The sequence below is a fragment of the Pseudomonas sp. QL9 genome, from assembly GCF_041409665.1.
In the GTDB taxonomy this organism is placed as follows: Bacteria; Pseudomonadota; Gammaproteobacteria; order Pseudomonadales; family Pseudomonadaceae; genus Pseudomonas; species Pseudomonas knackmussii.
Map to the genome: position 1 here is coordinate 1,031,965 of NZ_CP166971.1, position 13,569 is coordinate 1,045,533.

11 protein-coding genes and 3 tRNA genes are annotated in these 13,569 nt (G+C 63.6%); 2 read left to right on the forward strand and 12 right to left on the reverse strand.

The window, feature by feature from the left end; translation table 11 throughout:
* Positions 1–195 precede the first annotated feature (195 nt).
* On the forward strand, positions 196–528 hold the full coding sequence (locus ACA097_RS04835; protein ID WP_043250577.1) for an Arc family DNA-binding protein: 333 nt from the start codon (positions 196–198) through the stop codon (positions 526–528).
* A 414-nt stretch (positions 529–942) separates the two neighbouring features.
* Here the strand turns inward: ACA097_RS04835 and mgtE are convergent, their stop codons facing one another.
* Positions 943–2,385 carry a magnesium transporter gene (gene mgtE / locus ACA097_RS04840; protein WP_160286219.1) on the reverse strand — a complete coding sequence of 481 codons (1,443 nt, stop codon included), beginning with the start codon at positions 2,383–2,385 and terminating at the stop codon, positions 943–945.
* Positions 2,386–2,707: 322 nt separating this feature from the next.
* Between mgtE and bamE the strand changes: the two genes are divergently transcribed.
* A complete protein-coding gene (gene bamE, locus ACA097_RS04845) occupies positions 2,708–3,226 on the forward strand; it encodes an outer membrane protein assembly factor BamE (protein WP_160286218.1) in 519 nt (172 codons plus the stop codon).
* 56 nt (positions 3,227–3,282) lie between these two features.
* Here the strand turns inward: bamE and ACA097_RS04850 are convergent.
* From ACA097_RS04850 to astD, 11 genes are all read right to left on the reverse strand, one after another.
* A tRNA-Arg gene (locus ACA097_RS04850) sits at positions 3,283–3,359 on the reverse strand.
* A gap of 100 nt (positions 3,360–3,459) precedes the next feature.
* A tRNA-Arg gene (locus ACA097_RS04855) sits at positions 3,460–3,536 on the reverse strand.
* 109 nt (positions 3,537–3,645) lie between these two features.
* A tRNA-Ser gene (locus ACA097_RS04860) sits at positions 3,646–3,736 on the reverse strand.
* Positions 3,737–3,797: 61 nt separating this feature from the next.
* Positions 3,798–3,983: a carbon storage regulator CsrA gene (gene csrA, locus ACA097_RS04865; protein ID WP_003085981.1), complete on the reverse strand. Its 186-nt coding sequence runs from the start codon at positions 3,981–3,983 to the stop codon at positions 3,798–3,800.
* 184 nt (positions 3,984–4,167) lie between these two features.
* Positions 4,168–5,403, reverse strand: coding sequence for an aspartate kinase (locus tag ACA097_RS04870; protein ID WP_043250570.1), 1,236 nt, complete (start codon positions 5,401–5,403; stop codon positions 4,168–4,170).
* A gap of 99 nt (positions 5,404–5,502) precedes the next feature.
* Positions 5,503–8,127 (reverse strand): alanine--tRNA ligase, encoded by a 2,625-nt coding sequence (alaS, locus tag ACA097_RS04875; RefSeq protein WP_371368833.1) that lies wholly within the window; start codon positions 8,125–8,127, stop codon positions 5,503–5,505.
* Positions 8,128–8,249: 122 nt separating this feature from the next.
* On the reverse strand, positions 8,250–9,254 hold the full coding sequence (gene ltaE, locus ACA097_RS04880; RefSeq protein ID WP_371368835.1) for a low-specificity L-threonine aldolase: 1,005 nt from the start codon (positions 9,252–9,254) through the stop codon (positions 8,250–8,252).
* Positions 9,255–9,403: 149 nt separating this feature from the next.
* A complete protein-coding gene (astE, locus tag ACA097_RS04885) occupies positions 9,404–10,402 on the reverse strand; it encodes a succinylglutamate desuccinylase (RefSeq protein ID WP_371368837.1) in 999 nt (332 codons plus the stop codon).
* Between the two features lie 51 nt (positions 10,403–10,453).
* Positions 10,454–10,735 carry a hypothetical protein gene (locus tag ACA097_RS04890; protein ID WP_043250562.1) on the reverse strand — a complete coding sequence of 94 codons (282 nt, stop codon included), beginning with the start codon at positions 10,733–10,735 and terminating at the stop codon, positions 10,454–10,456.
* 5 nt (positions 10,736–10,740) lie between these two features.
* The gene (astB, locus tag ACA097_RS04895) at positions 10,741–12,087 is read right to left on the reverse strand and encodes an N-succinylarginine dihydrolase (protein WP_371368839.1); all 1,347 of its coding nucleotides are present in this window, start codon (positions 12,085–12,087) and stop codon (positions 10,741–10,743) included.
* Entirely contained in the window at positions 12,087–13,550 is a 1,464-nt protein-coding gene (astD, locus tag ACA097_RS04900; protein WP_160286213.1) for a succinylglutamate-semialdehyde dehydrogenase, read from the reverse strand. The genes astB and astD overlap by 1 nt, the downstream gene beginning before the upstream one ends.
* Positions 13,551–13,569 lie beyond the last annotated feature (19 nt).

A 13,569-nucleotide genomic window follows, 5' to 3' on the forward strand; every position in this document is an offset into this window, starting at 1 on the left:
CCGATAGGCTCGCATTTCGGACGATTGGTGCTGGCAATTAGCCTTCATCGAAAGCAAAATACGTCGCAGAATTGACGTCAAGTAATTGGTTATTCACCAGAACACTGACTCTGCGCTGAACGGCCGACGGATTTCGCTGTCCAAGGGACTCGAACATAGCCCTGGCACCGTTTCCCTGACTTACAGGTTTATTGTATGCGCCCACTGAAACAGGCAACCCCCTCCTACTCCAGCCGCACCGCTGACAAATTCGTTGTCCGCCTGCCCGAAGGCATGCGTGAACGCATCGCCGAGGTCGCCCGCGGCCACCATCGCAGCATGAACTCGGAGATCATCGCCCGCCTGGAGCAGAGCCTGCTGCAAGAGGGCGCCCTGCAGGACCACATGAACCTGCGCCTGGACAGCCCCGAGCTCAGCCTGCACGAGCGCGAGCTGCTGCAACGCTTCCGCCAACTGACCCATCGCCAGCAGAACGCGCTGATCGCGCTGATCGCCCACGATGCGGAAATGGCGCAAAACGAAGGCTGATCGCCTTCACCCCGAAAAAGCCGGCCCAGCGCCGGCTTTTTTCGTTGGACGCCGACATGGCGGCTGCGGACTGACCTACCCGTTCGAAGACCTGGCCCGTGACGGCCTGATAGGACTCGCTTTCGCTCGTCACGTCGAGATGCACGGCGAGCAGGTTCGATCGCATCCCAGATGATCGATGACGTCAGGAGCCTTGCGTGCAGCGGCGATAACCGCGTCACCCGCCTGCACGGTGACCGGGCACATCGTCGCGGTCTTGTTGATGAGCGGGAGAAGTTCTATGGCAGGAACACTACCGTGATAATCCCTGCTGCATTTCACCGGCCTTTGAGAAGCTTTCACCGACTTGGCACCCACCTAGCGCCCCCCAAAAGCAAAAACCGCCCGAAGGCGGTTCGCTTGCAGCCTTGGAGGCTACATGAGGAACAGGGTGGCCAGGCCGAGGAAAATGAAGAAGCCGCCGCTGTCGGTCATCGCAGTGATCAGCACGCTGGAGCCCATCGCCGGGTCGCGCCCCATGCGCAGCAGGGTCATCGGGATGATCACACCGGCCATGGCCGCAAGCAGCAGGTTGAGCGTCATGGCCGCGGTCATCACCAGGCCAAGCTCCCAGTTGCCGTAGAGGTAGTAGGCGACGATACCGATCACGCCGCCCCATACCAGGCCGTTGACCAGGGAGACGCCTACTTCCTTGCGCAGCAGCCTTGAGGCATTGCTGGCCTGCACCTGATCCAGTGCGATGGCACGGACGATCATGGTGATGGTCTGGTTGCCGGAGTTGCCGCCGATGCCGGCAACGATCGGCATCAGCGCAGCCAGCGCCACCAGCTTCTCGATGGAGCCTTCGAACAGGCCGATCACGCGCGAGGCGATGAAGGCCGTGATCAGGTTGGTGGCCAGCCAGGTCCAGCGGTTGCGTACCGACTTCCACACCGAGGCGAAGATGTCCTCCTCCTCGCGCAGACCGGCCATGTTCAGCACTTCGCTTTCGCTTTCCTCGCGGATGAGGTCGACCATCTCGTCGATGGTCAGACGGCCGATCAGCTTGCCGTTCTTGTCCACGACAGGCGCGGAGATCAGGTCGTAACGCTCGAACGCCTGGGCCGCGTCGTAGCCGTCTTCGTCGGGCTGGAAGGTGACCGGGTCGGTAGCCATGACCTCCGCCACGTCCTTGTCCGGATCATTGACCAGCAGGCGCTTGATCGGCAGCACGCCCTTGAGCACGCCGTCGTAGTCGACCACGAAGAGCTTGTCGGTGTGGCCCGGCAACTCCTTCAAGCGACGCAGATAGCGCAGGACCACTTCCAGGCTGACGTCGTCGCGGATGGTGACCATCTCGAAGTCCATGAGCGCGCCGACCTGGTCTTCCTCGTACGACAGCGCAGAGCGAACACGCTCGCGCTGCTGCGCATCGAGGGTTTCCATCAGTTCGTGGACCACGTCGCGCGGCAGTTCCGGCGCGAGGTCGGCGAGTTCGTCGGCGTCCATCTCCTTGGCCGCGGCGAGGATCTCGTGATCGTCCATGTCGGCGATCAGCGTCTCGCGGACGGCGTCGGATACTTCGAGAAGGATGTCGCCGTCGCGCTCGGCCTTGACCAACTGCCAGACCGTCAGGCGGTCGTCCAGCGGCAGGGACTCGAGGATGTGGGCGATGTCGGCGGGGTGCAGGTCGTCCAGCTTGCGCTGGAGCTCGGCGAGGTTCTGCCGGTGGACCAGGTTCTCGACGAGCCCCTGGTGCTGGCCTTCCTGGCGGTGCGCCAGGTCTTCAACCAGCTTGTGCTTGTTCAGCAGTTCGACCACCTGGTTCAGGCGGTCCTGCAGGCTTTCCTGCGGCTTTTTGGCTTCTACTTCAGTCATGGCACGGCTCCACCCCCAGCGGCGGAGCGCGTGGGGGCTTAAAACATCAGGTCGTGTTCAGGCAATCGAGGTTCGGAGTAACTACTGGGTAAGTCCATGGTGGTGTGCCCACGCGCCCATGTCGGGCAGATAGAGGGAATGATAACACTCAGTTGCGGCTTTCGCGTCACAAAAACACGGATATAACAATCGCTTGCACGAAAAAGCTCGCAGGTCTCTCACTCAGCAAATGCGACGCCGGAAGTCTCACTCAGGGCACTCGGAGAATTCGCTTTCAGGGTCGCGGATAAGCTGCGCGCAGGCTCGGCAATGAGGACCGAATATGTGCAACCCCCACCCACGATGGATAGCCCTCGCCTTAACAATCGGAACAGCCCTGGAATGCCAAGCAGCGACGCTTTACCGCTGCGAGTCGGCAGACGGACACCTGACCTTCAGCCAGCATGGTTGCCCGCCAGATCAGTTGCAGAACCTGCAGAAAGCTTTCAACCCAACACCTGGAAGCGGCAAACCGGTCCCCCTCGCCCGCCCAAAGGCACCACGCACGACAAAACGCACGACAGCCGAAGAAAGCCCAGCACTGACCATTGTCGGGGAACGCCAGGATGGATGCGGCAACCTGCTCGACGAGAGCGAACGCCGCACGGCGATCATCCAAGGCCGGATCAGGACCGGCATGACCCGCGCCGATGTGGAGAACGCTTTCGGCAAACCCGACAGAGTCGCCCAGACCGACAGTCGCACCCGCTACATCTACAACGCCCGTCCGGGCAAGGCACAGCGCAGTGTGACCTTCGACGAGTTCGGCTGTGTGAAGGGATCGGCGAAGAAAAAGCGCTAGGAAAAAAAATCGGCGCAAAGAAAAAGGGCCTGCATTTCTGCAGGCCCTTTCGTATATGGCGCACTCAGGAGGATTCGAACCTCCGACCGCTCGGTTCGTAGCCGAGTACTCTATCCAGCTGAGCTATGAGTGCGCTGGTTGGTGCAGTTTAGCCAGATTCACCAACTGGCGCAGTATCTCGGGCCTAGGCCCTTGTTACCGCTGACGCTTGCTTGCGCAACCGCCTTGAATAATGGCGCACTCAGGAGGATTCGAACCTCCGACCGCTCGGTTCGTAGCCGAGTACTCTATCCAGCTGAGCTATGAGTGCGCTGATGGGGCGCAAATTCTAGTTTGAACATCTCGCTCTGTCAACAAGATTTTTCAATCTTTTCAGCAGCTTAGCTACCTGACAGCGCATTCACACCAGAGCGTGCAAATGGCGGAGAGGGGGGGATTCGAACCCCCGACACCCTTTTGAGGTGTACTCCCTTAGCAGGGGAGCGCCTTCGGCCACTCGGCCACCTCTCCGCAACACGGGGCGCATGATAACCATGTTTTCCCCGTTTGCAAAGGAAAAATTTGAGAAAAATTAATGGTTTGGTTCTTGATCTTTTTCTTTCTGGATCCGCTGGTAGATCTCTTCGCGGTGCACCGCGACTTCCTTCGGCGCATTCACACCGATGCGCACCTGATTTCCCTTGACGCCCAGCACGGTCACAGTGACGTCATCACCAACCATCAGGGTCTCTCCGACCCGGCGAGTCAGAATCAGCATTCCTTTCTCCTTACGTGTTTCGGATAAGCAGTCTGCAAAAAAGAAATGGCGGCAGAGCCACGAAAATCAAGTGTGTGCTCCTTCACCCAAGTATTGACCAGTCCGCTGGGAATGAAAGTTCCTACGCCCCGATCAAAAACGACAAAAGGCGCGGGATTAGCCGCGCCTTTTGCATAACCTGCTCTTACTCGCCCTGACGGGCCGGAGCGTCGAGCTCGAATGCGGTGTGCAGGGCACGTACCGCGAGCTCCAGATACTTCTCCTCGATGACCACGGAAACCTTGATTTCCGAGGTGGAGATCATCTGGATGTTGATGGTCTCCTTGGCCAGCGCCTCGAACATGCGGCTGGCGACGCCAGCGTGGGAACGCATACCGACACCGACGATGGAAACCTTGGCGATGTTGGTGTCGCCAGTAGCTTCGCGCGCACCGATGTTGGCGGCGGTCTGCTTGAGGATTTCCAGAGCGGCGAGGTAGTCGTTGCGATGGACGGTGAAGGTGAAGTCGGTGGTGTTATCGTGCGAAACATTTTGCACGATCATGTCGACTTCGATGTTCGCCGCGCTGATCGGACCAAGGATCTTGAAGGCCACGCCGGGAGTATCCGGTACGCCACGGATGGTCAGCTTGGCTTCGTCGCGGTTGAAGGCGATGCCGGAGATGATCGGCTGTTCCATGGATTCCTCTTCATCAAGGGTAATGAGGGTGCCCGGACCCTCCTGGAAGCTGTGCAGCACGCGCAGCGGAACGTTGTACTTGCCGGCGAACTCCACCGAGCGGATCTGCAGCACCTTGGAACCGAGGCTGGCCATTTCCAGCATCTCTTCGAAGGTGATCTTGTCCAGTCGGCGAGCCTGCGGCACTACGCGCGGATCGGTGGTGTAGACGCCATCGACGTCGGTATAGATCTGGCACTCGTCGGCCTTCAGCGCCGCAGCCAGGGCCACGCCCGTGGTATCGGAGCCACCACGGCCGAGGGTGGTGATGTTGCCGTGTTCGTCGACGCCCTGGAAACCGGCGACTACAACCACGCGACCGGCCTTGAGGTCGGCACGGATATTGGCGTCGTCGATGCTCAGGATGCGTGCTTTAGTGTGCGCGCTGTCGGTCAGGATGCGCACCTGGTTGCCGGTGTAGGAGACCGCCGGCACGCCGCGCTTGATCAGGGCCATGCTCAGCAGGGCGATGGTGACCTGCTCGCCGGTGGAGACCATGACGTCCAGTTCGCGCGGAACCGGTTGCTCCATGATCTGCTTGGCCAGGCCAATCAGGCGGTTGGTCTCGCCGCTCATGGCGGAAACCACCACGACGATGTCATCTCCCGCTTCGCGGAATTTCTTGACCTTCTCGGCCACCTGCTCGATTCGCTCGACGGTGCCGACGGAGGTCCCTCCAAATTTCTGTACGATCAAAGCCATTTCAAAGCCGCCTGATTCCTGAAGGGCGCCCATTTAACATGCATCGCAGCATGCTGCCAAGGTCCGCCGGACGCGCTGCGGACCTTGGTTTTCGAGGTTTTAGCCAGCCTGTTCGACGAAGGTCTTCGCCAGTGCCAGTGCTTCGTCCAGCTTGCCGGCTTCGGTGCCGCCGCCCTGGGCCATGTCCGGACGACCACCGCCCTTCCCGCCCACGGACGCCGCGGCCTGCTTCATCAGGTCGCCGGCCTTCAGCTTGGCGGTCAGGTCCTGGGTTACGCCGGCAACCAGCACCACTTTCTCCTCGAAAACACCGCCGAGCAGGATGACGCCGCTGCCCAGCTTGTTCTTGAGTTGGTCGACCAGCGCCAGCAGCGCCTTGCCGTCCAGGCCATCGAGACGCGCAGCCAGGACCTTCACGCCAGCCACTTCGACAGCCGAGCCGGCCAGGTCATCGCCTGCTGCGCTGGCAGCCTTAGCCTTGAGCTGCTCGAGTTCTTTCTCCAGCTGGCGATTGCGCTCGATCAGCCCGGAGAGCTTGTCCAGCAGGTTGTCGCGGCTGCCCTTGACCAGATTGGCCGCTTCCTTGAGCTGCTCTTCGGCACCATTGAGGTAGGCCAGCGCGGCAGCGCCAGTCACCGCTTCGATGCGGCGCACGCCAGCGGCCACGCCGCCTTCGCTGGTGATCTTGAACAGGCCGATATCACCGGTACGGGACACGTGGGTACCGCCGCACAGTTCGACGGAGAAGTCGCCGCCCATGCTCAGCACGCGCACCTGGTCACCGTACTTTTCACCGAACAATGCCGTGGCACCCTTGGCCTTGGCGGTCTCGATGTCGGTCTCTTCGGTCTCGACTTCGCTGTTCTTGCGGACTTCGGCGTTGACGATGTCTTCCAGCTGCTTCAGCTGCTCTGGCTTGATCGCCTCGAAGTGGCTGAAGTCGAAGCGCAGGCGCTGGCTATCCACCAGCGAGCCCTTCTGCTGAACGTGATCGCCCAGCACCTGGCGCAGCGCAGCGTGCAGCAGGTGGGTGGCGGAGTGGTTCAGCGCAGTGGCCTGGCGCACCGAGGCGTCGACTTCGGCTTTGACCGCAGCGCCAACAGCCAGGCTGCCCTGGGCTACGACACCGTGGTGCAGGTGGGCGCCACCGGCTTTGGTGGTGTCGCGCACGTCGAAGCGCACGCCGGCGCCAGCGAGGATGCCGCAATCGCCAACCTGGCCGCCGGATTCAGCGTAGAACGGGGTCTGGTCGAGGACGACCACGCCCTCCTCGCCTTCATTCAGTTGATCGACGGCCTTGCCGTCCTTGAACAGCGCAATGATCTGACCGGCGCCGGAAACGCCCTGGTAGCCGAGGAAGCGGGTGTCCCCATCGACCTTGACCAGGCTGTTGTAGTCCATGCCGAAGGCGCTGGCGGAACGAGCGCGCTCGCGCTGGGCCTCCATCTCGCGCTCGAAGCCTTCTTCGTCGATGGTCAGGCTGCGCTCGCGGGCGATGTCGTTGGTCAGGTCGACCGGGAAGCCGTAGGTGTCGTACAGCTTGAACACCACGTTGCCGGGGATGACGCTGCCTTTGAGTTCGTTCAGGTCCTGCTCGAGGATCTTCAGGCCCTGCTCCAGGGTCTTGGCGAACTGCTCTTCTTCGGTCTTCAGCACGCGCTCGATGTGCGCTTGCTGCTGTTTCAGTTCGGGGAAGGCTTCGCCCATCTCGCCGACCAGGGCGGCGACGATCTTGTGGAAGAAGCTGCCCTTGGCGCCGAGCTTGTTACCGTGGCGGCAGGCGCGACGGATGATGCGGCGCAGCACGTAGCCGCGACCTTCGTTCGACGGCAGCACGCCGTCGGCGATCAGGAAGCTGCAGGAACGGATGTGGTCGGCGACCACCTTCAGCGAAGGCGCGTCGTCGTTGCCGCAGCCGATGGCCTCGGCGGAGGCCTTCAGCAGGCTCTGGAACAGGTCGATCTCGTAGTTCGAGTGGACGTGCTGCAGCACGGCGCTGATGCGTTCAAGGCCCATGCCGGTGTCCACGCTTGGCGCCGGCAGCGGGTGCATGACGCCGTCCGCGGTGCGGTTGAACTGCATGAACACGTTGTTCCAGATCTCGATGTAGCGGTCGCCATCTTCTTCCGGCGAGCCGGGCGGGCCGCCCCAGATGTCGGCGCCGTGGTCGAAGAAGATCTCGGTGCAGGGGCCGCATGGACCGGTGTCGCCCATCGCCCAGAAGTTATCCGAGGCGTAGGGGGCACCCTTGTTGTCGCCGATGCGAACCATGCGCTCGGCGGGGATGCCGACCTCTTTGGTCCAGATGTCGTAGGCCTCGTCATCGCTGGCGTAGACGGTGACCCAGAGCTTTTCCTTCGGCAGGTTCAGCCACTTCTCGGACGTCAGGAACTCCCAGGCGTAGGTGATGGCGTCGCGCTTGAAGTAGTCGCCGAAGCTGAAGTTGCCCAGCATTTCGAAGAAGGTGTGGTGGCGCGCGGTGTAGCCGACGTTTTCCAGGTCGTTGTGCTTGCCGCCGGCGCGGACGCACTTCTGGCTGGTGGTGGCGCGGGTGTAGGCGCGTTTTTCCAGGCCGAGGAAGCAGTCCTTGAACTGGTTCATGCCGGCGTTGGTGAACAGCAGGGTCGGGTCGTTCGCCGGAATCAGCGAACTCGACGCTACGCGGGTATGCCCCTTCTCTTCGAAGAAGCGGAGGAAGGCTTCACGGATTTCAGCGCTTTTCATAGGTTCTTCCACGGAAAAATGCGGCCACGAATCGCCGACAAAGGGCCGCATTATATCGGCCCTTGATCAAGGTTGTAGTGTCTTTGCGCGATAGTTAACGCCGATAGCGACGCAGACGAGGCTCAGTTTCGACGAAAGGCGGCAAAAGCCTCGACGATACGCGGAATATCCCCGGCTTTCACGTCGAGGTGGGTGACCAGGCGCAGGCGCGGCGCGGCACTGACGCGAATGCCCCGCTCGCCAAGGAAGGCGCGGAGGGCTGCGGCCTGCGCGCCGATGTCGACGTAGACCATGTTTGTCTGCACCGGCTCGACGCCGTAGCCCAGCTCCGCCAGTTCGCGGCCCAGGGCTTCGGCGTTGGCGTGGTCCTCGGCCAGGCGCTCGACCTGATAGTCCAGCGCGTACAGCCCGGCCGCCGCCAGCCCGCCAGCCTGGCGCATGCCGCCGCCGACCATCTTGCGCAGACGCCTGGCCTTGCCGATCAGCTCGGCGCTGCCGCACAGAACCGAGCCCACCGGGGCACCCAGGCCCTTGGACAGGCACACGGAAACCGAGTCGAAATAACGGGTGATCTCGCCGGCATCGACGCCAAGCTTCACCGCAGCGTTGTACAGACGAGCGCCGTCCAGGTGCAGGCCAAGGCCACGGCGGCGAGTCAGCTCACGCGCGGCAGCCAGGTAAGACTGCGGCAAGACCTTGCCCTGCATGGTGTTTTCCAGCGCCAGCAGGCGCGTGCGGGCGAAGTGGAAGTCGTCTTGCTTGATCGCTGCTTCGACCTTGGCCAGGTCGAGCGTGCCGTCGGCCTCGCCGTCGATGGGCTGTGGCTGGATAGATCCCAACACGGCAGCCCCGCCGCCTTCATATTTATAGGTGTGTGCCTGCTGGCCGACGATGTACTCGTCGCCCCGGCCACAGTGCGCCATCAGTCCGAGCAGGTTGCTCATGGTGCCGGTCGGCACGAAGAGCCCGGCTTCGAAGCCCAGGCGCTCGGCCAGGGTCGCTTCCAGGCGGTTGACGGTCGGGTCTTCGCCGTAGACGTCATCGCCCAGCTCGGCCCGAGCCATGGCTTCGCGCATGCCGGTGGTCGGCAGGGTGACGGTATCGCTGCGAAGATCGACGACGGACATGACGGGCTCCTGGGAAACGGGAAAGGAGCCCGATGCTATGCGCTTGATGCCCCAGGGACAAGGCAAGCTGAGCGTAGGAGCGGACCTTGTCCGCGATGGCCGGAAGGACCGGCGCGATTCGCGGATGAGATCCGCTCCTGTGGAGGGAGTCAGAGCTCGGTGGGGACTACCAGGATGCCGGCGCGCAGGCCGTTCTTCACCCGCGGATTGGGGAAGATGATACGGGCGCCCTGCTCTTCCACTATCCAGCGGGTTCCACCGATGTCCTCGGCCAGCAGGTAGCCATGATCCAGTTCGGTGAAGTTATCCACCGCGTCGTCCAGGTGCAGGCGGAAGTGATCGCTGTGCTTGATCACCTCGCGCGACACGGCGAACAGCTGGAGGCCGTCCAGCCCGGCATCGCCCGATGCTGCTTCGCTGCCGTCGACCAGCGACTCCAGCAGCGCTTCCAGGCGCTCCAGGTTGACCGTCTGGTTCTGCCCGAACGGGCGCGCCTTGCCCAGTTCAAGGGTAAAGGCCTCGGCGCCGAGTTGGCTGTAGGTGTAGGAGCTGAATGTGATGCCGGTCTTTTTCTGCAGCAGCACCGCATCGATGCCTGCGCGGCGCAGGCGCGCCAGCTCGGAACGGGAATGCTCGCGCCCCTCGCTCCAGGGATAGAGGGCGAACTGCTCGATCTTCGAGCCGCGGATCGCCGTATGCAGGTCGTAGTGCAGACGCGGACGCCCATCGCGGGAAAAGAAGGCTGCCGCGAGTCGTTCCAACTCGGAGGCGCGCAGGGCTTCGTTGCCGCTGCCGTCTTCATGGCGCCCGCAGAACAGGCGGTTGATGTCCTGTTCCAGGTAGCGTTCGCCCTGACGCATGGCATCGGGATTGCCGAACAGGAACAGCAGACGCACCGCCGGTTTCAGCTGCCCCCGGGCGATACGCTGGATGAGCCGGTCGAGCAGTTCGATCGGCGCCGTCTCGTTACCGTGAATGCCGGCTGAGAGCAGCAGGTCCAGGCCATTGTCCCGGCCGCTGGCAGGAGTCACTTCGAGGGCGCCTTCGGCCAGCCAATGCAGGCGGGTGCCGTCGGCGGTCAGCTGGATCTTTTCAGTCGGTTCGCGACCGACGAGTGTCAGGTCGAGCAGCTTGCCCAGTGCTAGCATGCGCGGGTCTCCCTGGCAGCCACCGCCCTAAGCGGGCGGCGGCTCCGGCGATCAATGATGGTCACATCCACAGTCTGGACCATGTTCGTGGACTTCGGCGGGTTCCAGCTCCAGGCTCAGGCCCAGCTGGTTGACCGCCTGCGGACGAACCACCAGCAGCGGCACCTCGGTGTCCTCTTCGAAGGACTCTGCGTAGATCAGCAGGCCGCCCTTGCCGTCGGCCTCCAGCCACAATTCGCGGCCTTCCAGGCGGATGGCCAGGCGCGCGGTGTGGGTCTCGCGGCGCTCGCCCTTGTTGTCTTCGAGAATCAGCGGGAGGCTTTCGGTGGTCATGGTGCTCAACTCATCTGGAAGGGATAGACGGAGCCCAGTTTAAGGATCTGGCTCAGTTCATCCAACGCCGTCCGGCATTCCACGAGCAACTGCGGGTCGGCCAGATCGGCCTCGGACAGACGGTCGCGGTAGTGCTTGTCGACCCACGCGACCAGGGTGTCGTAAAGGCTCGGGGTCATGATCACGCCCGGGTTCACCGCCGCCAGCTCGGCGTCGTTGAGCGCCACGCGCAGGCGCAGGCAGGCCGGGCCGCCGCCGTTCTGCATGCTCTGCTTGAGATCGAAGACCTTCACCTCGCGGATCGGGCCGTCCTCGGCGGTCAGGCGCGACAGGTAGTTCCACACGCGCTCGTTCTTGCGGCATTCCTCCGGAACGATCAGCAGCATGCTGCCGTCGGCGCGGCTGAGCAGCTGGCTGTTGAACAGGTAGGAACGTACCGCGTCTTCCACGGTGACCTGCTCTCGCGGCACACATACGGCGCGGAAGCGGCCGCCACGGCGGCCCAGCTTGTCGTGCAGTTCGGCCAGTACGCGCTCGGTGTCGAGGAAGGCGTCTTCATGGTGGAACAGCACTTCGCCATTACCCACCGAAATCACGTCGTTGTGGAACACGCCCTGGTCGATCACCGCCGGGTTCTGCTGGGCGTAGACCACGCCCTCCTCGCCCAGGCCGTGTAGACGGGCGACCGCCTGGCAGGCTTCCAGGGTCTGCCGCGCCGGATAGCGTTGTGGCGCCGGGAAACGGCTGTCGAAGGCACTGCGGCCAAAGACGAAGAACTCCACGCCGGCTTCGCCGTAGGACTTGCAGAAGCGCGTGTGGTTGGCCGCACCTTCGTCACCGAACTGCGCCACCGCCGGCAGCGCGGCGTGATGTGCGAAGTGCTTCTCGTCGCGGAACATGGCGCCGAGGATGCGGCTGGTGACCGGGTGTTCGATGGAGCGGTGGAACTTGCAGTTCAGGTTGGCCGCGGTGAAGTGCACGCGGCCGTCTGCCGTGTCAGCGCTAGGGCTGACAGTTGCGGCGTTGGCCGTCCACATGCAGGAGGCCGAGCTGACCGCGGCGAGCAAAGGCATTGCTTCCTTCGCTGCCTTGGCGATTACCTCGGCGTCGGTGCCGGAGAAGCCGAGCGCGCGCAGCGAGGCGACTGCCGGGCGCTCCTGCGGGGCCAGCACGCCCTGCTTGAAGCCCATCTCCATCAGCGCCTTCATCTTCGCCAGGCCCTGCTTGGCGGCTTCCTTCGGGTTGGAAGCCGCCTGGCTGTTGCTCTGCGAAGCGACGTTGCCGTACGACAGTCCACCGTAGTTGTGAGTCGGTCCGACCAGACCGTCGAAGTTCATTTCATAGGCAGTCATCACAGGCTCACTCCCGGAGTCAGGGTTGCAGGCAGGCTGAGGCTTTCGCTTTCCAGCGAGGCGACCGGATAGGCGCAATAGTCGGCCGCGTAGTAGGCGCTCGGACGGTGGTTGCCGGACGCGCCGATGCCACCGAAGGGCGCGCTGCTGGCGGCGCCGGTGAGCTGCTTGTTCCAGTTGACGATGCCGGCGCGGCTCTCGAGGAGGAAGTCCTCGAAGCGCTCGCGGGAGTCCGACAGCAGGCCGGCGGCCAGGCCGTACTGGGTAGCGTTGGCTTCGCGCACGGCGGCGTCGAAGTCGGCGTAGCGGATGACCTGCAGCAGCGGGCCGAAGAATTCCTCGTCCGGGCGATCGGCAACCGCCGTCACGTCGAGGATACCCGGGGTCAGCAGGGCCGCGCCCGGCTGCGGCTGGGTCATCGCCAGCAGGGCCTCGGCGCCCTTGGCCAGCAGGTTTGCCTGGGCCTTGAGCAGTTGCTCGGCGGCGGCCAGCGAGACCACGGAGCCCATGAACGGTGCTGGCTGCTCGTCGAAGCGACCGACCTTGATGTTCGCTGCCACCGCAACCAGGCGCGCCAGCAGGGCATCGCCCCACTCGCCGGCGGGCACCAGCAGGCGGCGCGCGCAGGTGCAGCGCTGGCCAGCAGAAATGAAGGCGGACTGGATGATGGTGTAGACGGCAGCTTCGACGTCCTTCACCTGATCGACGATCAGCGGGTTGTTGCCGCCCATCTCCAGCGCCAGGATCTTCTGCGGCTGCCCGCCGAACTGGCTGTGCAGCAGGTTGCCGGTGCGGCTGGAGCCGGTGAAGAACAGGCCATCGATGTCGGCATGGCCGGCCAGGGCGACACCGGTTTCACGGGCACCCTGCACCAGGTTGAGCACGCCGGCCGGTAGGCCGGCGTCGATCCAGGCGCGCACGGTCAGCTCGGCGACCTTGGGGGTCAGCTCGCTGGGCTTGAAGATCACCGCGTTGCCGGCCAGCAGCGCCGGAACGATGTGCCCGTTGGGCAGGTGGCCGGGGAAGTTGTAGGGACCGAACACGGCGACCACGCCATGCGGCTTGTGCCGCAGCACAGCGGTGGCATCGGCCAGCGGGCCGGACTTCAGCCCGGTACGCTCGCGATAAGCCTGCACCGAGATGGCCACCTTGTTGACCATGCTGGTGACTTCGGTGGCCGCTTCCCACAGCGGTTTGCCGGTTTCCTCGCCGATCGCCCGGGCCAGCTCGTCGCTGCGCGCCTTGAGGGTTGCAGCGAAGGCCTCCAGCACGGCGATGCGCTCTTCCAGCGGGCGACGAGCCCAGGCCGGGAAGGCCGCACGGGCGGCCGCGACTGCGGCGCCGACCTGCGCGGCACTGGCGCCACGGCCGTGCCAGACCACGGCCTGGCTGACCGGGTCGAGGGATTCCAGGGTCTCGCCCTCGCCCGCCAGCCACTGGCCGGCGATGTAGTGGGTAGTCATCTCTTGTTCTCCTCCGATC

Bases quoted from the DNA above. Each gene is read 5' to 3' on its own strand.
- ACA097_RS04835 (WP_043250577.1), top strand. From the start codon at position 196: ATGCGCCCACTGAAACAGGCAACCCCCTCCTACTCCAGCCGCACCGCT.
- mgtE (WP_160286219.1), bottom strand. From the start codon at position 2,385: ATGACTGAAGTAGAAGCCAAAAAGCCGCAGGAAAGCCTGCAGGACCGC.
- bamE (WP_160286218.1), top strand. From the start codon at position 2,708: ATGTGCAACCCCCACCCACGATGGATAGCCCTCGCCTTAACAATCGGA.
- csrA (WP_003085981.1), bottom strand. From the start codon at position 3,983: ATGCTGATTCTGACTCGCCGGGTCGGAGAGACCCTGATGGTTGGTGAT.
- ACA097_RS04870 (WP_043250570.1), bottom strand. From the start codon at position 5,403: ATGGCTTTGATCGTACAGAAATTTGGAGGGACCTCCGTCGGCACCGTC.
- alaS (WP_371368833.1), bottom strand. From the start codon at position 8,127: ATGAAAAGCGCTGAAATCCGTGAAGCCTTCCTCCGCTTCTTCGAAGAG.
- ltaE (WP_371368835.1), bottom strand. From the start codon at position 9,254: ATGTCCGTCGTCGATCTTCGCAGCGATACCGTCACCCTGCCGACCACC.
- astE (WP_371368837.1), bottom strand. From the start codon at position 10,402: ATGCTAGCACTGGGCAAGCTGCTCGACCTGACACTCGTCGGTCGCGAA.
- ACA097_RS04890 (WP_043250562.1), bottom strand. From the start codon at position 10,735: ATGACCACCGAAAGCCTCCCGCTGATTCTCGAAGACAACAAGGGCGAG.
- astB (WP_371368839.1), bottom strand. From the start codon at position 12,087: ATGACTGCCTATGAAATGAACTTCGACGGTCTGGTCGGACCGACTCAC.
- astD (WP_160286213.1), bottom strand. From the start codon at position 13,550: ATGACTACCCACTACATCGCCGGCCAGTGGCTGGCGGGCGAGGGCGAG.